The sequence below is a fragment of the Streptomyces flavofungini genome (assembly GCF_030388665.1).
In the GTDB taxonomy this organism is placed as follows: Bacteria; Actinomycetota; Actinomycetes; order Streptomycetales; family Streptomycetaceae; genus Streptomyces; species Streptomyces flavofungini_A.
The window spans coordinates 6,006,395-6,027,933 of record NZ_CP128846.1 but is presented as its reverse complement, the minus strand read 5'-3'; the positions used below and the strand labels follow the sequence as shown (position 1 = coordinate 6,027,933).

Below are 21,539 nucleotides of genomic sequence, written 5' to 3'. Positions count from 1 at the left end.
ACTGTCGCCTTCTCATACTCGTACTGCGGCAGGTCCGGCTTGGTCTGCCAGCGGCTGGGCCGACAGCGTCGGCCCTGGGGCTACAGGTCGCCGTTGACCCACGTGAGGACTGTGAGGGCAATCCACACGGCGGCGAATATCCAGTCGAAGCCGGACCTCCAGGAGCGCAGCGCGGTGCGTGTGAGGGCGATGGTGGCGAGGATGCCGACTCCGGATGCCCAGTGGAGGACCCGGCCGATGTCGGCAAGAGCGTCGTTGTGCCGAGCGTCGGCGACGAAGAGACACAGGAAACCGGCGAAGGCGACGAAGAGGAAGGCGCTGAAGACGGTCTCAGTGCGGTTCCCGGGCGACGGTCCGGCCGTCTCGCCAGGGGGAGGGGGCGAGGAGGAAGTCATGGTGGGGTCCTTGCAGGAGGTGGCCGTGGGGGCCGGACACGAGTGTGCGCGTCCGGCCCCGCTATTCGCGCGTGTCAGCCGACCTGGTCGTGGATGTACTTCCACATCCGGTACTGAAGCTCAGCACCCGCAGCCTTCCAGGCGAGCTTGATCGGGTTCCACCACTTGAGGTCGTTCACCCAGTCCCGGAACTTGTTGTACTTCTTGGCGGCCTTCTTCGCCGCCTTGACGGTCCCCGGGCCGGCCCTCTTGATCAGTTTTCACAGCGCCCCGGCTGCGCTTGCCTGGGCCGCCCGCTGCTGCTTTTCGGCGGCGGTGCCCTCGGCTACGGCCGTGAGGCTGGCCAGGGCGGCCGGGGTGAGTTCGGCACGGAACTCGGGCGCGGCCAGCAGGGTGCGGGCCTCTGCGGCGGTCAGGACGGGCCCTGCCGGCGCCGTGGCGGCGACGCGGGACTCGGCGCGCTGGTGCTCGACGGCCGAAGCCGCCGGGGCGGCGATACCGAAGGCGACCGCAGCCATAGCAGTGGCAGCGCTCGCGCGCAGGATGTTGCGTCTCACGTATTCTCCCGATGTGTGTTTCACACGGGTGGAGCGGCCGTGATCTTTGGACGGATGCGGCCGCTTCCACACCCGCCTTGGTCAGTAGCGGGTGCGAATGATCAAACCGGAGCGCTTTCGTACCGGTCAACCCAGGTTTAGCCCCACCTCTCCCCTCAATGGCCAGTTTGGTTCGCTCCACGGACGCTTCGCCTCACCGCGAGCCGATCGTAAAGCGCCATCGTGCGACCCTTGCGCTGCCGTGACGACCGCATACGGGCGGCCGGAAGCCGCGCTGCCGACGGACCTCGCATACACCTTCGATTGGCTGAAACCCGGCGAGGCAGACAAGGACGCCGTTCTCGCCGCCAGCAAACGGTCCATCAAGGCCGTCGACATGGCCATCGCCGAGCAGGGTCCGAAGAATGAGGCGTACCGCCGCCACTGCGAGGGCGACGCCGACGACACGCAGCAGTTCATCCGGAACCACGTTTATCACAAGTCCCCCACCACCGGCACCTACTGCTTCTGCGCCCCCGTCGTGACCGTCAACACGGAGATCCGGGATCAAGCGGGCGGCGCGCACGACTGAGGCAGCGATGCGCTTGAGTCGTTCGGCATAGGGGTCGAGCCCTTTCGGGGTTCCAGGCCAGAACGTCGTCCGCACCGCCCGAGAATTGCGTAACTGGCGGGATGAACCGGCGGTCCAGGAAGCACAGGACCACTTACCGGCCCTGATGGAAACGGCGTGAAGGGAAGCAGCGCCATGCCCACGACTGTGGATCGGGACAAGCAACTGATACGCGAGCGGGTCTGGGACCTGCTCGACTCCGCGGGGGCGGTGCACGACGGCTCCGCCCACGGCCGGATCCCGAACTTCAAGGGGTCTTCCCAAGCGGCGGGCCGGCTGGCGACGCTATCCGCCTGACGCGGGGCCGAGGACGAAAGCCGCACCGGACAAGGCTCAACTCCCCGTACGGGTACGGGGAGTTGAGCGACAGCAAGACGGTATTCATGGCTGTTCCCAGGCTGGCCGAACTCGACCCGTTCTCTGTGTTGGCCCCGGCCGCCCTGACAGTCCCGCCCGCAGAAGCGGCGTCGAGCAAGGTCGCCGCCGCCATCGCACCGCGAGTGGGCGTGGCAGATATGCGCCCGGTGGACATAGCGGTCGGGCCTTCCCCCCGGCCCCTACCGGCCGGAATGGCGCGAGGCCCTGGCGGAATGGATGCGGGCCTGGAAGTGCCCGCCAGTGGTCGACCTGCGTGACGACGACCGCACCTTGCGCCTGGACCTGCGCGCGGCGCTGCTCGCGCGACTACTGCACCGCCACCGCCAGCGGCACCCGAACGCCGAACTGGCGGAAGCAGCGACCGATGCCGCACTGAACTGGATCGGCCACGCCCACGAGTTCACCGTGCCCCTCACCTCCACGCGGCCACCCCAACCCCACCCCGATCTCACCTCCGCCCCCGTCGTGACCAACCAGATGCTGCCCAACCCCGGCGACACACAGCAGCTTTGGATCCAGGCCAAGCTGTTCATCCACCCGCACGCCATGGACCAGATCCTCACCCGGCGCTTGCCCGCTCTGCTGCGTGAACTCGACGAGCCGGGCTGCTGGTTCGTGCGCTACCGCACCGAACGTGATGACCAGGACGCCGAGCGGCCGTCCCGCCTCGGCGCGGCCAGCTACGGCCCCAACGGCCCCGAACTCGCCCACCGGCTCACTGCCCAGGTCACCGCCTGGGGAGCCGACCGCACCACAATTCCGCACCTGAGCCTGCACCCCATCACGGCACCAGACACCAGCCTTCCCACAGGTCACGTCATCAACAAGCAGCACAGCCAGGTGGTTCTCACTTACTGATCGTTTACGCGTTGGCGTCGTCCGGGGCGCCATCGCCCGAGCGGCGAGGCACGCCACGGAGATCCGAGACGATGCGTGTTGCGCGCACGACTGAGGAAAACGATGGGCTGAGCCAGCCTGCTGAGTTGTCGGGACTCCCGGCCCACCAGGCTTCAACCAGGCCGGGGAACGCGGCGGTGGGGGCGAGTTCGCCGACGAATGCTGGTACTACTGATGCATGCAGGAAGAGGCCGCGCAGTCCGCGATCGACATGTTCATCTCCGCCTTCAACGCTCCGGACGACAGTCGGGTGACGACTCTGCTCTCGCAGGCCCTGACTTCGGACGTGGTCTTCTGGGGGCCGCTCGGGCGGCGGGAGGGGATCGAGGAGGTCGAGCGGTTCGTGCTGGATCTTCGGCGGCATCCGGCGGGGGCCGGGACCATGGTGCGGTGTTCCGCGGTGGACATGCCGGACGAGTGGGCCCGGTATCAGTGGGTGTTCACCACGCCGGACGGGGGGCCGCGGCTCGCGGGTACGGATGTGGTGCATCTGCGGCGGAGCCTCATCGACCAGGTCATCGTGTTCGCGGGGGAGATCAAGCCGTCCGGCGCCTGATTCCGTTCGCCCGGTGAACCCGCGATACCGGCGGGAACTCCGGGTACCCAAGTGGGCTCTGCTCACCGAAGCTGAAGGGGAGTTCGTCTCCTTCCTTGCAGTTGATACGGAGAGTTGAGCCATGAGCCCACAGATCCCACAGACCCCTTCGACCCGTGGGGCCGAGCAGTCCGGTCCGCGCCGTCGCGCCGTGCTCGTCGGCGCGGTCGCCTCCGCGGCCGCCCTCGCCGCGGGTACGGGCACCGCCTCCGCGCGCGCCGCGTCCGGGGGCGGCGGCTGGCCCGCCACCTTCCCGCTGCCCAACGGGTTCCGCCCCGAGGGCATCGCCATCGGGAGAGCGCCGTACGCCTATCTGGGCTCGCTCGGCACCGGGGCCGTGTACCGGGCCGATCTGCGCACCGGGCGAGGGGAGTTGCTGCACCCGGGCGTGCCCGGGGTGCCCGCCGTCGGGATGAAGGTCGGGCGGGACGGGCTGCTGTACGTCGCCGGGGGCGCCAGCGGTAGCGCGCGCGTGCTCGATCTGCGCACCGGCGCGATCGTGGCCACGTATCAACTGGCGGCGGAAACCGGCCACTTCATCAATGACGTGCACCTTGACGCGGATCGTGCCTGGTTCACGGATTCCAGTGACCGGGTGCTGTACGGCGTGCCGCTCGGGCGCGGGGGCCAGGGGGACGTCCGGCGGGTGCGGCTCGGCGGGGACTGGCAGCAGGAGCCCGGAGTCTTCAACGCCAACGGCATCACGTCCACGCCCGACGGCCGCGCGCTGATCATCGTCAACAGCCAGCCCGTCGGCCGCCTCTACCGGGTCGACCCGCGCACCGGTCACGCCGACGAGATCCGCCTGAAGGGCGCGGACGGCGTGCCGAACGGTGACGGTCTGGTGCGGGTCGGGCGCACGTTGTTCGTGGTGCAGAACCGGTTCAACCTCGTCACCGGGTTCCGTCTCGGCGCCGACGCCCGCACCGCCGCCCTGCGCCACCGCCTCACCGACCCCCGCTTCGACATCCCCGCGACCGCCGCGCGCTTCGGCGACCGGCTCTATCTCGTCAACGCCCGCTTTACCACCCCGCCCACCCCCGACACCACGTACGACGTCGTCTCCGTGCCGCTGCCAGGAGGCGCGGGCGCGGACAAGTGACGTCGAGGCATGGCTCCTGGCCGGTTCCCGTCGTATGCTCGGGGAGCATCTCTGACTGAGTCAAGCATCCGGGGCACCGGTCTTCCCGGTCGGGCGAGGTGGCGACGTATGAGCGTTCAAGAGATCCGCTCCTTCAACCGCTTCTACACCAATCTCATCGGCGCGCTCGACTACAGCCGCCACCTGTACGCGCCCTACACCCTCACCGAGTCCCGGGTGCTGTACGAACTGGCCCACTCACCGCGCACCGACGTCGCCGACCTGCGCGGTGAACTCTCCCTCGACGCAGGGTACTTGAGCCGCATCCTGGCCAAGTTCGAGGAGGACGGGCTCGTCGAGCGGGCGCCCTCGGAGCGGGATCCGCGGCGGCGGCGCGTCACGCTCACCCCGCGCGGGCGCACCGCCGCCGAGCTGCTCGACGAGCGGTCGCGGGAGGCGGTCGGCTCGCTGCTCGCGACGGTCCCGGCCGCCGAGCGGGAGCGGCTCACCGACGCCATGGCCACCGTCCGCGCCATCCTGTCCGAGAGCACCCGCCGCCCGCCCCGCGCCGACGACGTGCTCCTGCGCGAGCCCGGCGCGGGCGAGCTCGGCTGGATCGTGCAGCGCAACGGCGCGCTGTACGCGGCCGAGTACGGGTGGAACGCCGACTACGAAGGCCTGGTCGCCCGCATCGTCGCCGACTTCGCCGAGGACCACGACCCGTACCTGGAACGGGTGTGGATCGCCGAGCTGGACGGGCGTCCCGTCGGGTGCGTGATGTGCGTACGCGACGAGGCGCCGGGCACGGCGCGGCTGCGGCTGCTGCTCGTCGAGCCGGAGGCGCGGGGGCTCGGCATCGGGGACCGGCTGGTCGGCGCGGTCGTGGAGTTCGCCCGGAGCGTCGGCTACCGGGAGCTGGTGCTGTGGACCAACGACGTCCTCAGCTCGGCCCGGCCCATCTATCAGCGGCACGGGTTCGTCCTCGTCGCGGAGAAGCCGCACCGGTCGTTCGGGGCGGATCTGGTGGGGCAGGACTGGCGGTTGCAGGTTCAGAGCGGGGCCCTTTAGCGGTGGGGGTCGGTGGGGGGTGCCCCTGGCCGGGGTGGGCGCACCCGGACGGGGTGGGCGCCCCCGGACGGGGTGCGGGTCGTCGCCGTCGCGGCTGCCCGGTCACGCCCTTCGCGCGGGTGCGGGTTCGCTGTGGCTTGTCGCGCAGCTCCCCGCGCCCCTTACGGGGCCCTCGGTGTCGCGCCCCTCGCCACGTCCCCGCGCCCCTTACGGGGCCCTCGGCGCCCCGGCCCTCGCCGTCTCGCCCCTGCCGGGGGGCGTTTCCGTAGCCCTCCTCGGGAAAGAAGTCCGGCCATGAGACTCGCCTTCTCCACGCTCGGCGTACCCGGCCTGCCCGTCCCGGACGTACTGCGCCTCGCCGTCACCCACGGCTATCACGGCGTCGAGCTGCGCGCGCACCCCGAGGAACCCGTCCACCCGGGCCTCGGCCTCACCGAACGGGCCGACGTGGCCGCCGCGTTCAAGGACGCGGGCGTCGACGTCCTCGGCCTCGCCGGGTACGCGCGCGTCGCGGCGCCCGGTGACGACGAGCCCGTCCTGGACGAGATCCAGGCGCTGCTCGCCCTCGCCCGCGACCTCGGCGCGCCCTATGTCCGCGTGTTCCCCGGCGGCTTCCCCGACGGCCCCCCGGCCGACGGCGCCGAGCCGCCCCAGGAGCAGCTGGACGAGGCCGACGCGAGAGCCGCGCGACGGCTCGGCACCGCCGCCGAGCACGCCGCCGACGCCGGGGTCCGCATCCTCCTGGAGACCCACGACTCCCACCGCACCGGCGCCGCCGCCGCCCGCGTCCTCGGCACCGTCGGCCACCGGAACGCCGGCGCCCTGTGGGACCTGATGCACACCTGGCTCGGCGGCGAACAGGTCGCCGACACCTACGCCACGCTGTCCCCGTTCCTCGGCTACGTCCAGGTCAAGGACATCGCGAGCACCGACGACACCACCCCGCTCCCCCTCGGCGCGGGCGTCCTGCCCCTCGCCGAGTGCGTGGAACTCCTCACCCGCAAGGGCTGGGACGGCTGGCTGTGCTGGGAGTACGAGAAGCGGTGGTACGAGGGCGCGGCGCCGCTGGCCGAACTGCTGGGGCCGGGGCGGGAGTTGCTGGCCCGGCTCCTGACGGAGTCGGCCTGAGGGAGGCACCCGCGCCCGTCGGCGCGGGTCGGCTCAGGTCTCTTCGCCCTCTCCCTGGCCCCCGTCCACATACCCGTCCAGCAGTGCCGCCCCCGCCAGCATCGCCCGTGACCTGCGTGTCAGCTCCTCCTCGCGGCGGGCCAGGGCCGCGCGCAGCGCCTCGCTGCCGCCCGTCTCGCGCAGCCCGTCCAGGACGGGGCGGATCGCGGGCAGGGCGTAACCGGCCTGGCGCAGCATGGTGATCATGCGGGCGTCGCGGACGTCCGCGGCGTCGTAGCGGCGGTACCCCGTGCCCCGCTCCCGCGCGGGCGCGAGCAGCCCCGCCGACTCCCAGACCCGCAGCGCCGACGTCCGCACCCCGACGCGGGCGGCGACCTCGCCGACGGTCAGGTCCACGCGGCGGGACGGCGACGACGCGGGCACGGCGGTCCCGGAGCGGGGGCCGGACCCGGCAGGCGTACCGGACCCGGCAGGCGTACCGGCCCCGGCAGGCGTACCGGCCCCGGCAGACGCACCGGCCCCGGCAGGCGCACCCCCGCCAAGCGCCCCCTCCCGCGCCACCGCCTCCAGCGCCGCCCCCGTGGCCCGCAGCGCCTCCCTGCTCGCGTGCAGTTCCGCGTGGGCCGCGTCCAGCAGGGCCAGCGCGAGCGGCAGGTCGTCCGCGTGCACCGCCCGCATCACCGCCCGGGCCGTCTCGGGGCCGAAGCCCTTCGCCAGGGCGCGGTAGGTGAGCAGGGCGCGGCCGTGGACGGGGGCGAAGCGGCGGTAGCCGGAGGGGGTTCGGGGGGTGGGGGGCAGGATGCCCGCGTCGGCGTAGTCGCGTACGAGCTGGGTGGAGACCCCGGCCATCCGGGCCAGGTCGACGGGGCGCAGGGCCTTGGGCAGGGGCCGCGCGGGGCGCGGGGTCATGCGCGGGACGAGGGTTCCGGGATCACTTCGTCAGCGTACGTCGCCGGGGCTGTCGGTGAGGTGGGCGTGCGGCGCCGGGGCGACAGCGGGGTCGGCGTGCGGCGCCGGGGCGACAGCGAGGCGAGGGCGACCCCGCCCACGAGGAGCGCCGCCGCGCACCACTGGAGCGCGCCCACCGACTCGTCGAGGAACAGGGCGGCCGACGACATCCCGAAGACCGGTACGAGCAGCGAGAACGGGGCGACCGTCGACGCCGGGTGGCGGCGCAGCAGGTACCCCCAGACGCCGAAGCCGAACACGGTCGTGATCCACGCGACGTACACGATGATCCCCACGCCCTGCCAGTCGAGGGAGCGCAGCGCGTCGAGGTCGCGCGAGGGGCCCTCGAAGAGCAGCGAGAGGCCGAGCAGCGGCAGGACCGGGACGGTGCTCACCCACACCATGAAGTTCAGGGCGTCGGGCGGCGCGGCCTTGCGGGTGAGGACGTTCGAGACGCCCCAGCAGGCCGCCGCGGCGACGGTCAGGCCGAAGGCCGTGAGCGGCCCGGACGCGCCCTCGTGGACGGCCGCGACGGCGATGCCCGCGAGGGCCACCGCCATGCCCACCACCCGGACCCCGGCGGGGCGTTCGCCGAGGACGGCGAAGGCGATGAGGGCGGTGAACACGGCCTGGATCTGGAGGACGAGCGAGGAGAGCCCGGCCGGCATCCCCGCGTCCATGCCGATGAACAGCAGCCCGAACTTGGCCACGCCGAGCACGAGGCCCACGCCCACCAGCCACTTCCAGGCGACCTTGGGGCGGCCGACGAAGAACACGGCGGGCAGCGCCGCGACGAGGAAGCGCAGGGCGGAGAAGAGCAGGGGCGGGAAGTGGCCGAGGCCTATCTCGATGACGACGAAGTTCACGCCCCAGACGGCGGCGACCAGGACGGCGAGGAGGATGTGAGCGGGGCGCATGCGTCGAGGATCACGCGACCCGAGTGTTCAGCACCAGCGCGAATTTCTTCATGATTGTCTGAAGCGTTGCTTAGGAGTGGTGCCCCGGCGTCCCGTGCGGCGGCCCCGTCCGCACGGAGGCACCCAGTGCCGTGCACGGACGCCCAGAGACACCCAGCGACGCAGAGAGACGCGGTGAAACGCAGAGAACCGCAGAGAGACGCAGAGAGACGAGGTGACCGCCGTGCTGGATCTCGCCCGCCTGCGCGCGCTGCACGCCGTGTCCGTCCACGGCACCGTCGGCGCCGCCGCCGAAGCGCTCGGCTACACGGCGTCCGCCGTGTCCCAGCAGATCGCCAAGCTGGAGCGGGAGACCCGTACGACGCTCCTGGAGCGGCGGGGGCGTGGCGTGGCCCTGACCGAGGAGGCGGTGCGGCTCGCCGACGCGGCACAGGAGCTCCTTGCGATCGTCGAGCGCGCGGAGACGGACCTGGAGGAGCGCAGGGGCGTACCGGCCGGACGCCTGACGGTCCTCGCGTTCGCGTCGGCGGCGCGCGGCCTGCTGCCCGGGGTGCTCGCCGAGCTCGCGCGCCGCCATCCGGCGCTCGACGCCCGCCTCTCGGAGACCGAGCCGCACCTGTCGGTGGACCTCGTCGCGAAGGGCGCGGCGGACCTGGCGATCGCGCACGACTGGGACATCGCGCCGCTGCCCGCGCCGCCGGGCGTCGAACAGGCCGTGATCGGCGACGACTTGTGCGACCTCCTGGTGCCGGAGGGGCACCGCCTCGCCGGGCGGAGCGCGGTGCGGCGCGAGGAGCTGCGGGGCGAGCGGTGGATCTCGCAGCCGCCGGGGCGGGTGTGTCACGACTGGCTGGTGCGGACGATGCGGGCGGCGGGCTGCGAGCCGGACATCGTGCACCGCGCCGAGGAGAACCCCACCTTGATCGCGCTCGTCGCGGCCGGTCTGGGCATCGCGCTGATCCCGCGCCTCGGCCGCGGCCCGCTCCCGGCGGGCGTCACGGCGGTGCGGCTCGACCCGCTTCCGACGCGCAGGCTGTACGCGGTGTGGCGGACGGGGGCGGCCCGGCGCCCGGCGATCGAGGAGGCGGTACGGGTGTTGCGGGAGCAGTGGGTGCCCGCCGCCGAGGGACGGCCCGACGGCACCGGGTGACACCGCACCCCCAGCCGCACCAACTTCGGGCGATCGGAGGCAGTTGGGGAACCCTGACGCGCGCCCCGTCGTCCAATGGGCACGCTGTCGGAGAGTCTCCGCGAGGCGGTGTCGGCATCGCTGCTGGCTGCGAACGCTGACCACCCTCTCCGCCGCCCGTGGCCGGCAGCGCGCCGCCACCGGTGCGCCCCCTCCCTTGCACCGGTGGCGGCCCCTCCCCCGCTCCCGCGACGGCACCGCCCTTGACCCGCCGAACCCCACGGGATATCCGTGGCGGGTGCCTCACGACTCCCGCTCCACCCCCAGCAGCCCGGACATCCCCGACGACCACGAAGCCCACGCGCGCGCCCTGCTCTCCCGCATGACGCTCGAAGAGAAGGTCGGACAGCTCTTCGTCCTGCATGTGTACGGGCACCACGCGAGCGCCCCGGACCAGGCCGACATCGAGCTGAACGAGCGGGAGCTCGGCGTCGGCACCGCCGCCGAAGCCGTCGCCAAGTACCGCCCGGGCGGGCTCATCTACTTCGGCTGGGCCCACAACACCCGCGACCCGCGGCAGCTCGCCACACTCTCCAACGACGTGCAGCGGGCGGCGCACGCCACCTCACCGGGCATCCCGCTGCTGCTCTCCGTGGACCAGGAGCACGGCGTCGTCGCCCGCATCGGCGCGCCCGCGACGCTCCTTCCCGGCGCGATGGCGCTCGGCGCGGGCGGCACGGCCGACGACATCCGCGAGGCCGCCCGGATCGCGGGCGCCGAGCTGCGCGCGCTCGGCATCCTGCAGAACTACGCGCCGTCCGCCGACGTCAACGTGAACCCGGCCAACCCCGTCATCGGCGTACGGTCCTTCGGCGCGGGCCCGGACGCCGTGGCCGCGGCCGTGACCGCGCAGATCGAGGGCTACCGGCAGGCGGGCGTCGCCCCGGCCGTGAAGCACTTCCCCGGCCACGGCGACACCGAGACCGACAGCCACTCCGCGCTGCCGCACATCCACCACACCCGCGAGCAGTGGGAGGAGCTGGACGCCCCGCCGTTCCGGGCCGCGCTCGCCATCGGCGTCGACGTCGTGATGACCGCCCACATCGTGGTCCCCGCCCTCGACCCGGCCCTGGACCCGGCGACCCTCTCGTACCCCATCGTCACCGGCATCCTGCGCGAGCGACTCGGCCACCAGGGCGTGATCGTGACCGACTCGCTCTCCATGCAGGGGGTGCGCACCAAGTACGGCGACGACCGCGTCGCCGTCCTCGCCCTCAAGGCGGGCGTCGACCAGCTGCTGCACCCGCCGCAGCCCGAACTCGCCTGGAACGCCGTCCTCCAGGCCGTCCGCGACGGCGAGCTGACCGAGGCCCGCATCGACGAGTCGGTCCTGCGCATCCTGCGCCTCAAGCGGAAACTGGGCCTGTTCGAGCAGGCGTACACGACCCTGGACGACGTGGACGCCACCGTCGGCAGCGCCGCCCATCTCGCCGCCGCCGACCGCATCGCCGAGCGCACGACGACGCTGCTGCGCAACGAGGACGGCCTGCTCCCGCTGTCCCCCGCCACCCGCGGCCGCCTCCTGGTCCTCGGCGCCGACCCGGTCTCCCCCTCGGGCACCACCGGTCCGCCCACCACGGTCCTCGCCGCCGCCCTCACCGAACTCGGCTTCACCGCCACGTCGTTGAGCACCGGCACCGAACCCTCCCCCGAGGCCGTCGACAAGGCGCTCGCCGAGGCGGCTTCCGGCCACGACGCCGTGATCGTCACGACGTACGACGTCACGGACGGCGACCGCCAGCACGCCCTCGTGACCGCCCTCGCAGCCGCCCCCGAGGGACCCCCCGTCATCACCGTCTCCGTCCGCACCCCGCACGACCTGACCCGGCTGCCCGGCGTCCGGGCCGCGCTCGCCGCCTACTCCTGGACGGACGTCGAACTGCGCGCCGCCGCCCGCGTCATCGCGGGCCGTGTCCATCCCGCCGGCCGCCTGCCCGTGCCGGTGCCCAGGCCGGACGAGCCCGGGCAGGTGCTGTACCCCATCGGCTACGGCCTCTCGTACGAGCCCTACGCCGCCCCCGGCCCGCAGACGTAGCGGGCGTACGCAGCCCGCCCCCGGCACCGGGGCCAACGTGCGCAAAGCCCCCCGCGCGTCTGGCGTGCGCCCGCCGCGCGGGGTCACGCTGGGTGCACATGGTGGACGTGTCGGGGGGTTCCGGCCATGCGGGTGTCAGGAGCGGCGGCGGCGCGCGGCGGGGCGCTGCTCGCCGCCGCGCTCGCCCTCGCCCTCGCCCTCGCCCTGGCCGGCTGTCAGAAGTCCCCCGGCACCGAGCGGTCCAGCGCCCGGCCGCCCGGTGACAACTCGCCCGCCGGGTCCGCCGGGTCCGGGTACGGCGCCGTCTTCCTCGGCGCCGACGAGTGCAGTTCCCGTGGCCTGAAGTCCTTCACCGAGGTGCCCTGCGGCAGTGAGCGGGCCGCCGCGCGCGTCATCGCCCGGCACGGCGGGCGCGCCTCCGACGGGCCCCTCTGCCCCGGGCGCACCGACTTCGTCCTCCACATCAGCGCGAACCGTCCGTCCGTCGACGAGGACGGCGACGGGGCGGTGCCTCAGGGCTATGCCTGCATGCGCAATCTGGAGTTCCCGCACCCCGGGGATCCCGGGGCCGGGGGTGGGCCTCGGACCGTCGTCGGGGACTGTGTGTACGGGGACGGGCGGGGGCGGGTGCGGGAGACCGCCTGTGACGGGTCGGGGCGGCGGGCGCCCGAGTACCGCGTGGCCGCGGCCGTCCGCTCGCGGGACCTGTGTCCCGTGGGCACGCAGTTGTACGTGGCTCTGGGTGGGGGGCGGCCGGTGGGGTGTGCGGTGCGGGTGTAGGCCCTGCGGGGCTTTCCCCGGTCCCGCCCCTTCCCGAAACCGAGGCTCCGCCCCGGACCCCGCTCCTCAAGCGCCGGAGGGGCTGTATCCAGCCCGTCCGGCGCTTGAGGACGAGGCGCGAAGCGCCGACAGCGGGGGTCCGGGGGCGGCAGCCCCCGGTTTCGGGGGGAGGGGTGGGACCGGGGCGCCCCCGCGAGGCCTACGGCCTCAGCGTCTGCTGCCGGTCACGGTCCCGACGGTCGAGCTTCGTGTCGTACGGAGCGAGCGGCTTCGCCTCGGCGGCCTGCGCGGCGGGCACCCCGGCCCAGGCGAGGATCCGCTCGGTGGCCTTGGCCTTGTCCGCGGCGGCGAGCCCGGCCACGTTGGCACCGTGGTTGGCGCCGGGCGCGGTCATGACGTACGAGTCGTGCTTGGCCCCGCGCGCGGGCTTGAACGGCTCGGCGCCCCACGGGTCGTTCTCGCCGTACACGAACAGCATGCGGTGCGAGTGGTGCCGCACCCAGCGGTCGATGTCCTTCATGGCGTTCTTCTGGAACTTCATCGGGATCTCGCGGGGCACGAAGTTCCGCGGCGGCTGGTACCCGTAGCGGCTGAGGCCCTTGAGCCAGGGCTGCTTGATGTCGGGCGAACCGAGCTGCGTACCGGCCTGGTAGTAGTACGGCGTGTAGTACTCCAGGCCCTGGTCGGTGTAGGAGGCCCAGCCGCCGACCTCGTCGATCCAGCCGAACAGCGTGGCGTCGCTCGCGGTCTTGGCGACGGGCACGTCGGCGCAGGCGGTGGCCGACTGCTGGTACTGCCAGAAGCCCCAGTTGACGTCGAGCACGACGGCCTCGAAGGCCTTGTCGATGCCGCCGATGGTCTTGAAGGTGTGGTTGTTGGCGGCGGCGAAGTCGGCGTACAGCTTCTTCATGGGCGCGCGCCGCACCAGCGACTCGTGCTGCACGGCCTCGATCTTCGAGCGGCACTCCTTGGTGCCGACGGTGTCGAAGAAGCGGTCGTACGCGGAGTCCTCGCGGTTGTTGACGTCGTTCGGGGCGACGTAGGCGACGACGCCGTCCATGTCACGCGGGTAGAAGCGCTCGAAGTAGGTGGCGGTCATGCCGCCCTTGGAGGCGCCCGTGGACAGCCACTTCTTGCCGTAGATCGGCTTGAGGGCCTTGAAGATGCGGTGCTGGTCGGTGGCGGCCTGCCAGATGTTCAGCTTGGACCAGTCGGCGGGCGCGGGGCGGGACGGCGTGAAGAAGCGGTACTCCATGGAGACCTGGTTGCCGTCGATCACGCGGGTGGGTTCCGCGCGGCTCGGGTTGGTGTTGAGTCCGTAGCCCGAGGTCGAGAAGACGGTGGGCCGGGCGGTGTCCTTGTGCAGCACGGTGATGCGCTGCTGGAACGTGCCCTTGGAGGGGCGCCGGTGGTCGACCGGCTGGGTGTAGTTGAGGACGAAGAAGCGGTAGCCGTCGTACGGCTTCTCCTCGATCAGGCTCATCCCCTTGATGGCGAGGAGCCGGTCCTTGATGTCCTTCCGGGCGGCGGGCGCGCCCTGTCCGGCGTCGGTGGCCGCCGTGGCCGTGACGCCGGTGAAGCCCACGGTGCCTATGAGCACCACGAGCGAGAGCACCCATCTGAGGGTCTTGCGCATGCATCCTCCCCTGTCGGCGCAGCGAATGACCGGAACCTAACCGAGCAACTCGCCGCACACCAGGGCACATTGAGGACATTCAGGACTCAGGGAAATTCACTGAGAGAACGAGGGTGTCCGGTGAGCGGACATCTCGGGCGCGGCCCGGAGGCGCCGCCCCGGGGTCAGCAGAGGATCCAGCCCGAGCTGACCTTGGCCCGGCCCACCGAGCCCTTGACCCAGACGCAGCGGTGTCCGGCGTGCACCTTCACGGGGCCCGCGAGGCGGGTGAAGCGGCCGGTGTCCCGCACGGGGCGGCTGCCGCGGGCCTGCACGCTGATCGACATCTTCTGGCGGGCGCCGGGGTTCCTGGCGTAGGTCACGGCGCAGACGTAGCCGCGCTTCTTGTAGAGCACGACCTTGCCGGTGCTGAAGGTCAGGGTGCGGGCCTTGTGTCCGGGGCAGGGCCCCGCGGCCGCGGCCGTGCCCGCGCCCGGTCCCACGAGCATCACCAGGACGGCGGCCACGAGCGCGGCGGCACCTGTGGCCAGGCTCCGCCGTATCCGACCACTCTTCACGTCTGCCCCTCCTGACACCCCCGTATCAGCGTACTGACGTACGGACGCCGAACCCGCGGCGGATGGTTGCGGAACCTGATCTATCACTTTTGTCGCCCCCGGACCGCGGGGGAACGGGCCGATCAGGCGCCCACCGGCTCCCCCAGGAACGTCCGCCACAGCTGCGCGTACCGGCCGTCCCGCGCGAGCAGCTCGTCGTGCGTGCCGTCCTCGGCGACCCGGCCGTGGTCCATCACGATCACGCGGTCCGCGCGGGCGGCCGTGGTCAGGCGGTGGGCCACGACCAGGGTCGTTCTCCTGCCCGCGATCCGGTCGGTGGCCTGGTTGACCTGGGCCTCGGTCGCGAGGTCGAGGGCGGCGGTGGCCTCGTCGAGGAGCAGGATGTCGGGGTCGACGAGTTCGGCGCGGGCCAGCGCGATCAGCTGGCGCTGTCCTGCCGAGAGGTTGCGGCCGCGTTCGAAGACCTCGTGCAGATAGCCGCCGTCGAGCGTGGCGATCATGTCGTGCGCGCCGACGGCCCGCGCCGCCGCCTCGACCCGCGCGTCGGTGGCGTCGGGGCGGCCGTAGGCGATGGCGTCGCGGATCGTGCCCGCGAACAGATAGGCCTCCTGCGGCACGACGCCGAGCCGGTGCCGGTACGAGGTGAGGTCCAGGGAGCGCAGGTCGGTGCCGTCGACCGTGACCCGGCCCGACGTCGGGTCGTAGAACCGCGCGACCAGCTTGACCAGCGTGGACTTGCCCGCGCCGGTCTCGCCGACGAAGGCGACGGTCTGCCCGGCCGGGATGCGCAGCCGGATCCCGCTGAGCGCGGCCTCCGGCTCGTCGGCCGAGCCGTAGCCGAAGTCGACGTCCTCGAACGCGATCTCGCCGCGCAGGGAGAGCACGTCGAGGGGCTCGTCGGCGGACTCGGTGGAGGAGGGTTCCTGGAGCAGTTCCTGGATGCGGCCGAGGGAGACCGTGGCCTGCTGGTAGCCGTCGAAGACCTGGGACAGCTGCTGCACGGGCGCGAAGAACAGGTCGATGTAGAGGAGGTAGGCGACCAGGGCGCCGGTGGTGAGCGTGCCCGCGTCGACCCGGTGCGCGCCCACGATCAGGACCGCGACGACGGCCACGGACGACAGGAGCTGCACGAAGGGGAAGTACACCGAGATCAGCCACTGGCCGCGGATGCGGGCCGCGCGGTACTCGGCGCTGCGCGCGGCGAACGACTCGCTGCCGGCGCGCTCGCGCCGGAAGGCCTGCACGATCCGCAGCCCCGACACCATCTCCTGGAGGTCGGCGTTGACGACCGAGACCCGCTCGCGTGCCAGCTCGTACGCCTTGACGCTGGCGCGGCGGAAGAAGAACGTGCCGACGACCAGGAGCGGCAGCGTCGCGAAGACGACCAGGGCGAGCTGTACGTCGATGACGAGGAGCGCGACCATGATCCCGAAGAAGGTGACGACCGAGACGAACGCGGTGACCAGGCCCGTCTGCAGGAACGTGGAGAGCGCGTCCACGTCCGTGGTCATCCGGGTCATGATGCGCCCGGTCAGCTCCCGCTCGTAGTAGTCGAGGCCGAGCCGCTGGAGCTGCGCGAAGATCTTCAGGCGCAGCGCGTACAGGACCCGCTCGCCGGTGCGGCCCGTCATCCGGATCTCGCCGGTCTGCGCCGCCCACTGCACGACGACGGCGACGAGCGCGAGCGCGGACGCGGTCCACACGGCGCCGAGGGCGAGCTGGGTGACGCCCTCGTCGATGCCGTGCCGGATCAGCACGGGCAGGAGCAGGCCCACCCCGGCGTCGACGGCGACGAGCAGCAGGCTCAGGGCGAGCGGCGCGCCGAAGCCGCGCAGGAGCCTGCGCAGTCCGTACGACTCCTCGGCGGCGACGGCCCGCGCCTCGTCGATCGCCGGGGTGTCGTTCGCGGGCGGCAGGGCGTCGACCTGGGCGAGGAGTTCGGGGGTCGCGGGCGTCCCGGCGAGCGCCCCGGCGTCGGTGTCGCGGGGCTCGCGGTCGCCGGTCCACAGGCGCGGGGTGATGCCCCGCTCGGCGTCGAACTCGGCGTCGAGCTCCGCCCGCACGGAGGTGTCCTCGACGGCCTCGGCGGGCGCCGCGGCGGCGATGTGTCCCGGCGAGACGCCGCCCAGCTCGTCGGGGTCGGTGAGCAGGCGCCGGTACAGCGGCGAGCGGCGCTCCAGCTCCTCGTGGGTGCCGATGTCGGCGAGGCGGCCGCCGTCGAGGACCGCGATGCGGTCGGCGAGGTTGAGGGTGGAGCGGCGGTGCGCGATGAGGAGGGTCGTGCGGCCCCGCATGACCGCCTTCAATGCCTCGTGGATCTCGTGCTCGACGCGGGCGTCCACCGCCGAGGTGGCGTCGTCGAGGACGAGCAGGCGGGGGTCGGTGAGGATGGCGCGGGCCAGGGCGACGCGCTGGCGCTGGCCGCCGGAGAGGGTCAGGCCGTGCTCGCCGACCTTGGTGTCGTAGCCCTCGGGCAGCTCGGCGATGAAGCGGTCGGCCTGGGCGGCGCGGGCGGCGGCCTCGACCTCCTCGTCGGTGGCGCCGGGGTGGCCGTAGGCGATGTTGGCGCGGACGGTGTCGGAGAAGAGGAAGGAGTCCTCGGGGACCAGGCCGATGGCGGCGCGCAGCGAGTCGTGCGTCAGCTCGCGCACGTCGTGGCCGCCGATGAGGACGGCGCCGCGCGAGACGTCGTAGAAGCGGGGCAGGAGCAGGGACACGGTCGACTTGCCGCTGCCGGAGGAGCCGACGACGGCGAGGGTCTCGCCGGGGCGTATCGCGAAGCTCAGGCCGTCGAGGACCGGGCGGCCGTCCTCGTACGCGAACGACACGTCGTCGAACTCCACGGTCGCCGGGGCGTTCGCGGGCAGCTCCTTCGTGCCGTCCGTCATGGTCGGCTCGGTGTCGATCAGCTCAAGGACGCGCTCGACGCCCGCGCGGGCCTGCTGGGCGACGGTCAGGACCATCGCGAGCATGCGGACCGGGCCGACGAGCTGGGCGAGGTAGGTGGAGAACGCCACGAACGTGCCGAGCGTGATCTCGCCCTCGACGGCGAGCCAGCCGCCGAGCGCCAGCATCGCGACCTGCCCGAGCATGGGCACGGACTGCAGGGCCGGGGTGTAGCGGGAGTTCAGCCGGATGGTGCGCAGGCGGCCCGCGAACAGGCGCCGCCCGACCTCCCTGAGCTTCCCCGTCTCCTGCTCCTCCTGCCCGAAGCCCTTCACCACGCGGACACCGCCGACGGCCCCGTCGACGACGCCCGCGACGGCGGCGGCCTGGGCCTGCGCGTACCAGGTGGCGGGGTGCAGCTTGGCGCGGCTGCGGCGGGCGATCCAGAGCAGGGCGGGGGCGACGGCGAGGGCGACCAGGGTCAGCGGCAGGGACAGCCACGCCATGATCACCAGCGACATCACGAACAGCAGGACGTTCCCGATGGTCATCGGCAACATGAAGAGCAGGCCCTGGATGAGCTGGAGGTCGCTGGTCGCGCGGCCGACGACCTGCCCCGTGGACAGCTCGTCCTGCCGCCGCCCGTCGAGCCGCGTGACCGTGTCGTACATCTCGGTCCGCAGGTCGTGCTGTACGTCGAGGGCGAGGCGGCCGCCGTAGTAGCGCCGGATGTAGGTGAACACGTAGACGAGGACGGCGGCGCCGATCAGCGCGGCGGCCCACGGGCCCATGGACCGGCTGTGGTCGCCGATCACGTCATCGATGACGATCTTGGTGAACAGCGGTACGAGGGCCATGACGGCCATGCCGCCGAGCGAGGAGCCGAGCGCGAGCACGACGTCCAGGGGGTGCCGCCAGGCATACCCCCACAGCCGCTTGGCCCACCCCTGCGCTGGGCTCTCCGGCTGCCCCGGTGTCCCCGGCTGCTTCGCCACTGTCCGCCTCCCGTCGACCTGACCTGCCGAGAGGCCCAACGCGGAGGTCTACCGATTTCATCCCGCCGCAACAAAACAGCTGGGGGCTGCGCCCCCGTTCCCCCTGCCTTTTCGGCGCTCCGCGCCTCGTCCTCAAACGCCGGACGGGCTGAAATCGCCCGCCCGGCGTTCCAGGGCTACTGCGGGGCCGGGACCATCGCTTCCTTGGGGGTGTCCGTCGGGGCGAAGCGGGTGGGGGCCTGGGTGAGGGGGGTCAGGTCCTTGTGGATGGCCTTGGAGACCTTCTGGATGGTGTCCACGCCGTAGTTCATGCTGCTGTTGCCGTGGGTGAGGACAGAGATCGTGTAGTCGTGGCCACGGCCCTTGAAGGCGCCGATGGAGTGTACGCGCCAGCCGTGCGTGGCCCGCGGCAGCCAGCCGTTCTTGACGGCGATGGAGGTGCCGGACGGCGCCCCCGCCGGGGTGCCCCAGCGCTGGTCGCGGACGACCTTGCCCATCAGCTTCAGGATGTACGCGCGAGCGTTGTCGCTGAGGACGTTGTTCTTGCCGGTGACCAGGGCGAGCAGCTTCTGCTCGTCGGTGACGTTGATGCGGGTGAGACCCCAGTAGCCGCCGGAGCCGGGCACGGTCCTGGTCATCTTGGCGGCCTTGAGGAACTTCTTGACCTTGGTCACGCCGAGCTGGCGCCACAGCGCGCTGGTGGCGTCGTTGTCCGACTTGGTGATCATGGCGGTGGCCAGCCTGGCCTCCCGGTCCGTCAGATACCGGTTCGTCTTCTTCGCGTCCCACAGGAGGGTCGCGAGGACGGTCACCTTGACGACGCTGGCGGAGTCGAAGGCCGTGGACCCGCGCAGGGTGCAGGTGGTCTTCGTGGCCTTGTCGTGGAAGCCGACGGCGATGGTGCCCTTGCGGTTCTTCAGGGCGGCCGTGATGTCCTTCGTCAGCTTCTTCGCGAGCGCGGGCTGCGCCGACGAGGTGCACTTGACCTGGGCCGTCGCGGCGGCGGCCGGGGTGGCGGCGGCCACTCCGGCAACCGGCACGAGGACGGCGGCGGCCGCCCCCGCGCTGAGCACGCGGGCACGCCGGGATATGCGGTGAGTCATGGAGGTTCCCCCTCGAAAGTCGTACATGTGCGCCCCAGCGCACTCGCCTCACATGACTCACCAGTGCGAACGGAGGTTGCATGAAGAACGCACATTCGTTGCGTGATGAATGACGCACACAGTGCAACCATGAGGGCTGCGCTCAACGAGGAGAGCGGGCCATCCGACTTCTGCCGCAGGGGAGTTGGCCATGGGGACGACCTACGGAGACTGGCTGAAGGCGCAGCGCACGGCGGCCGGGATGACGCAGGAGCAGTTGGCCGAAGCGGCGATCATGACGCGTACGCACATCGCGCACATCGAGGCGGGGCGGCGCGTTCCGTCCCCGGAGGACGCGGGACGCCTTGACCGGGCACTCGGCACGAAGGACGTGCTGAGCACCTTCCTCCCCAAAGGGGAGGTCATGGTCGCTGACTACTTCGAGGAGGTACGGCCGCTCGAACAGCAGGCGGTGGAGATCAGGGAGTTCGCCTTGTCGTTCATCCCTGGAATCCTCCAAACAGACCGGTATGCGAGTGCGGTCTTGAGTGAGGCGTTTCCGCCTGTGAGCGAAGAAGAACTCGGCAGGCGACTCGCCGGACGTCTTGAGCGCGGGAAGATCCTCGAAGATCCGGTGACACCCATCGTCTGGGCACTGCTGGACGAGGTCGCTGCGGCGCCCCATCGGCGATGACACGACCATGGGGGAGCAGATCATGCACATCGTCCGCCTTGCCGAGTCCGGACGCATCCGTGCGCACGTGATGCCGTTGTCTCAGGGATTTCATCCACTGCTGGAGAGCATGCTCACGCTCATGTGGTTCGAGGACCAACCACCTTTGGCGTACAGCGAGGGCCTCCGCATGGGAAGGCTGCACGACTCCCCTTCCGTGGTCCACGAGTTGCAGAGTCGCTACGATCTTGCACTGAGCGACGCACTGCCACTGAAGGAGTCACTGACTCTACTGACGGCAACAGCGAAGGACTACGGCCACCATGACTGAGCACATACTTCCCCACGCCGGCGTACGGAGCGGTTGGCGCAAGTCGTCGTACAGCGGAAGCGAAGCCGGTAGCTGCATCGAAGTCCAGGACGACCACCCCACCGGCGTCCCCGTCCGCGACTCCAAGAACCCGCACGGCCCCGCTCCGGTCTTCCCGGCGGCCAGTTGGACGGCATTCGTCTCGGCTGTCAAGGACGGGACGCTCGGCCCCTGAGCCTCCCGTGATCAGCTCGCGTCGACGTGTGCCGGGCGAGCATCCGCAGGACGGCAAAGAGCGCGACCACCGAAGGACCGGGCTCGACCAAGGCCTTCGCCAAGTCGTCCCGCAGCCGCTCCGACGAGCTCCGAACGCCGGGCACCCGAAGGACTCGGCGAGTGCGACAAAGTCGGACCGCACAGAATCAGCCATTCCTCTTCGTGAGGGAATACTCAAGTCCCCTTCCATTTCGCCGAGTTGTATACACATAGCCACGTACCCTTCACAAGACCAGCTCGGAGGTGAGGGCTTCCGGGGTTCGAGCACTTCTTGGCCATGTGGGTGAAGGAGGTTGCTCCTGGTCGATCATGCATGGTTACCGTTGCGCCCACGTCCAAAGGTTCACACCAGTGGCACATGTGAACCGAGTCGGCGGAGCGAGGCTTTGGACAGTGGCGAAAAGCGCGCGCACCACGCAATCCCTCAGACCGCCCGTCGGACGCATCTCGCCGAGGGGGACGCGGGCATGACGGGGAGGGCACACGCCACCCCAGGCCTCATGATGCGCACGGGACAACTGGTTACGGGGATGCGCGCGCCCCACT

General features: G+C 71.7%; 19 protein-coding genes and 2 pseudogenes. 12 read left to right on the top strand and 9 right to left on the bottom strand.

Going from position 1 to position 21,539, the window contains the following annotated elements; genetic code table 11:
• Positions 1 to 80: 80 nt before the first annotated feature.
• Positions 81 to 395: a hypothetical protein gene (locus QUY26_RS25625; RefSeq protein WP_289950579.1), complete on the bottom strand. Its 315-nt coding sequence runs from the start codon at positions 393 to 395 to the stop codon at positions 81 to 83.
• Between the two features lie 260 nt (positions 396 to 655).
• Positions 656 to 952: a hypothetical protein gene (locus QUY26_RS25620; protein ID WP_289950578.1), complete on the bottom strand. Its 297-nt coding sequence runs from the start codon at positions 950 to 952 to the stop codon at positions 656 to 658.
• A 241-nt stretch (positions 953 to 1,193) separates the two neighbouring features.
• Here QUY26_RS25620 and QUY26_RS25615 point away from each other — a divergent pair, with 241 nt between their 5' ends.
• The 7 genes from QUY26_RS25615 to QUY26_RS25585 all read left to right on the top strand — a co-directional run bounded on the left by QUY26_RS25615 (position 1,194) and on the right by QUY26_RS25585 (position 6,709).
• Positions 1,194 to 1,523: a hypothetical protein gene (locus QUY26_RS25615; protein ID WP_289950577.1), complete on the top strand. Its 330-nt coding sequence runs from the start codon at positions 1,194 to 1,196 to the stop codon at positions 1,521 to 1,523.
• Between the two features lie 174 nt (positions 1,524 to 1,697).
• The gene (locus QUY26_RS25610) at positions 1,698 to 1,859 is read left to right on the top strand and encodes a hypothetical protein (protein ID WP_289950576.1); all 162 of its coding nucleotides are present in this window, start codon (positions 1,698 to 1,700) and stop codon (positions 1,857 to 1,859) included.
• A gap of 321 nt (positions 1,860 to 2,180) precedes the next feature.
• On the top strand, positions 2,181 to 2,798 hold the full coding sequence (locus tag QUY26_RS25605; protein WP_289950574.1) for a lantibiotic dehydratase C-terminal domain-containing protein: 618 nt from the start codon (positions 2,181 to 2,183) through the stop codon (positions 2,796 to 2,798).
• Between the two features lie 217 nt (positions 2,799 to 3,015).
• On the top strand, positions 3,016 to 3,393 hold the full coding sequence (locus QUY26_RS25600) for a nuclear transport factor 2 family protein (protein WP_289950573.1): 378 nt from the start codon (positions 3,016 to 3,018) through the stop codon (positions 3,391 to 3,393).
• Positions 3,394 to 3,514: 121 nt separating this feature from the next.
• The gene (locus QUY26_RS25595; protein WP_289950571.1) at positions 3,515 to 4,534 is read left to right on the top strand and encodes an SMP-30/gluconolactonase/LRE family protein; all 1,020 of its coding nucleotides are present in this window, start codon (positions 3,515 to 3,517) and stop codon (positions 4,532 to 4,534) included.
• 108 nt (positions 4,535 to 4,642) lie between these two features.
• Positions 4,643 to 5,581 carry a bifunctional helix-turn-helix transcriptional regulator/GNAT family N-acetyltransferase gene (locus QUY26_RS25590; protein WP_289950569.1) on the top strand — a complete coding sequence of 313 codons (939 nt, stop codon included), beginning with the start codon at positions 4,643 to 4,645 and terminating at the stop codon, positions 5,579 to 5,581.
• A gap of 294 nt (positions 5,582 to 5,875) precedes the next feature.
• Entirely contained in the window at positions 5,876 to 6,709 is an 834-nt protein-coding gene (locus tag QUY26_RS25585; RefSeq protein WP_289950568.1) for a sugar phosphate isomerase/epimerase family protein, read from the top strand.
• Between the two features lie 33 nt (positions 6,710 to 6,742).
• Here the strand turns inward: QUY26_RS25585 and QUY26_RS25580 are convergent, their stop codons facing one another.
• Both QUY26_RS25580 and QUY26_RS25575 read right to left on the bottom strand, forming a co-directional pair.
• Positions 6,743 to 7,618 carry a MerR family transcriptional regulator gene (locus QUY26_RS25580; protein ID WP_289950567.1) on the bottom strand — a complete coding sequence of 292 codons (876 nt, stop codon included), beginning with the start codon at positions 7,616 to 7,618 and terminating at the stop codon, positions 6,743 to 6,745.
• Entirely contained in the window at positions 7,615 to 8,574 is a 960-nt protein-coding gene (locus QUY26_RS25575; protein WP_289950566.1) for an EamA family transporter, read from the bottom strand. Before QUY26_RS25575 ends, QUY26_RS25580 begins: the two co-directional genes overlap by 4 nt.
• A gap of 223 nt (positions 8,575 to 8,797) precedes the next feature.
• Between QUY26_RS25575 and QUY26_RS25570 the strand changes: the two genes are divergently transcribed.
• The 3 genes from QUY26_RS25570 (at position 8,798) to QUY26_RS25560 (ending at position 12,578) form a co-directional block, all read left to right on the top strand.
• Complete coding sequence (locus QUY26_RS25570; RefSeq protein WP_289956018.1) at positions 8,798 to 9,724, top strand: LysR family transcriptional regulator; 927 nt, start codon at positions 8,798 to 8,800, stop codon at positions 9,722 to 9,724.
• 277 nt (positions 9,725 to 10,001) lie between these two features.
• Positions 10,002 to 11,798 carry a glycoside hydrolase family 3 protein gene (locus QUY26_RS25565; protein ID WP_436840401.1) on the top strand — a complete coding sequence of 599 codons (1,797 nt, stop codon included), beginning with the start codon at positions 10,002 to 10,004 and terminating at the stop codon, positions 11,796 to 11,798.
• 126 nt (positions 11,799 to 11,924) lie between these two features.
• Entirely contained in the window at positions 11,925 to 12,578 is a 654-nt protein-coding gene (locus QUY26_RS25560; protein WP_289950565.1) for a hypothetical protein, read from the top strand.
• 199 nt (positions 12,579 to 12,777) lie between these two features.
• On the opposite strand, the gene QUY26_RS25555 is transcribed toward QUY26_RS25560, so the two are convergent.
• The 4 genes from QUY26_RS25555 to QUY26_RS25540 all read right to left on the bottom strand — a co-directional run bounded on the left by QUY26_RS25555 (position 12,778) and on the right by QUY26_RS25540 (position 19,755).
• Positions 12,778 to 14,214: a S28 family serine protease gene (locus QUY26_RS25555; protein ID WP_289950564.1), complete on the bottom strand. Its 1,437-nt coding sequence runs from the start codon at positions 14,212 to 14,214 to the stop codon at positions 12,778 to 12,780.
• A 164-nt stretch (positions 14,215 to 14,378) separates the two neighbouring features.
• The gene (locus QUY26_RS25550) at positions 14,379 to 14,771 is read right to left on the bottom strand and encodes a hypothetical protein (protein ID WP_289950563.1); all 393 of its coding nucleotides are present in this window, start codon (positions 14,769 to 14,771) and stop codon (positions 14,379 to 14,381) included.
• 122 nt (positions 14,772 to 14,893) lie between these two features.
• Positions 14,894 to 18,652, bottom strand: coding sequence for an ABC transporter ATP-binding protein (locus QUY26_RS25545; RefSeq protein ID WP_289950562.1), 3,759 nt, complete (start codon positions 18,650 to 18,652; stop codon positions 14,894 to 14,896).
• A 176-nt stretch (positions 18,653 to 18,828) separates the two neighbouring features.
• Positions 18,829 to 19,755, bottom strand: a complete 927-nt coding sequence (locus tag QUY26_RS25540; RefSeq protein WP_289950561.1) for a serine hydrolase — start codon at positions 19,753 to 19,755, stop codon at positions 18,829 to 18,831.
• Positions 19,756 to 19,945: 190 nt separating this feature from the next.
• Between QUY26_RS25540 and QUY26_RS25535 the strand changes: the two are divergent.
• Both QUY26_RS25535 and QUY26_RS25530 read left to right on the top strand, forming a co-directional pair.
• Positions 19,946 to 20,738: pseudogene (locus QUY26_RS25535) on the top strand (helix-turn-helix domain-containing protein).
• Complete coding sequence (locus QUY26_RS25530; RefSeq protein ID WP_289950560.1) at positions 20,731 to 20,952, top strand: DUF397 domain-containing protein; 222 nt, start codon at positions 20,731 to 20,733, stop codon at positions 20,950 to 20,952. The pseudogene QUY26_RS25535 and the gene QUY26_RS25530 overlap by 8 nt, the downstream one beginning before the upstream one ends.
• Here the strand turns inward: QUY26_RS25530 and QUY26_RS25525 are convergent.
• Positions 20,927 to 21,132: pseudogene (locus tag QUY26_RS25525) on the bottom strand (hypothetical protein); the annotation flags it as partial. The gene QUY26_RS25530 and the pseudogene QUY26_RS25525 overlap by 26 nt on opposite strands.
• Positions 21,133 to 21,539 lie beyond the last annotated feature (407 nt).

Coding starts and splice junctions, on each gene's coding strand:
- QUY26_RS25595 (WP_289950571.1), top strand. CDS start 3,515: ATGAGCCCACAGATCCCACAGACCCCTTCGACCCGTGGGGCCGAGCAG.
- QUY26_RS25575 (WP_289950566.1), bottom strand. CDS start 8,574: ATGCGCCCCGCTCACATCCTCCTCGCCGTCCTGGTCGCCGCCGTCTGG.
- QUY26_RS25555 (WP_289950564.1), bottom strand. CDS start 14,214: ATGCGCAAGACCCTCAGATGGGTGCTCTCGCTCGTGGTGCTCATAGGC.
- QUY26_RS25560 (WP_289950565.1), top strand. CDS start 11,925: ATGCGGGTGTCAGGAGCGGCGGCGGCGCGCGGCGGGGCGCTGCTCGCC.
- QUY26_RS25590 (WP_289950569.1), top strand. CDS start 4,643: ATGAGCGTTCAAGAGATCCGCTCCTTCAACCGCTTCTACACCAATCTC.
- QUY26_RS25540 (WP_289950561.1), bottom strand. CDS start 19,755: ATGACTCACCGCATATCCCGGCGTGCCCGCGTGCTCAGCGCGGGGGCG.
- QUY26_RS25580 (WP_289950567.1), bottom strand. CDS start 7,618: ATGACCCCGCGCCCCGCGCGGCCCCTGCCCAAGGCCCTGCGCCCCGTC.
- QUY26_RS25585 (WP_289950568.1), top strand. CDS start 5,876: ATGAGACTCGCCTTCTCCACGCTCGGCGTACCCGGCCTGCCCGTCCCG.
- QUY26_RS25530 (WP_289950560.1), top strand. CDS start 20,731: ATGACTGAGCACATACTTCCCCACGCCGGCGTACGGAGCGGTTGGCGC.
- QUY26_RS25625 (WP_289950579.1), bottom strand. CDS start 395: ATGACTTCCTCCTCGCCCCCTCCCCCTGGCGAGACGGCCGGACCGTCG.
- QUY26_RS25610 (WP_289950576.1), top strand. CDS start 1,698: ATGCCCACGACTGTGGATCGGGACAAGCAACTGATACGCGAGCGGGTC.
- QUY26_RS25600 (WP_289950573.1), top strand. CDS start 3,016: ATGCAGGAAGAGGCCGCGCAGTCCGCGATCGACATGTTCATCTCCGCC.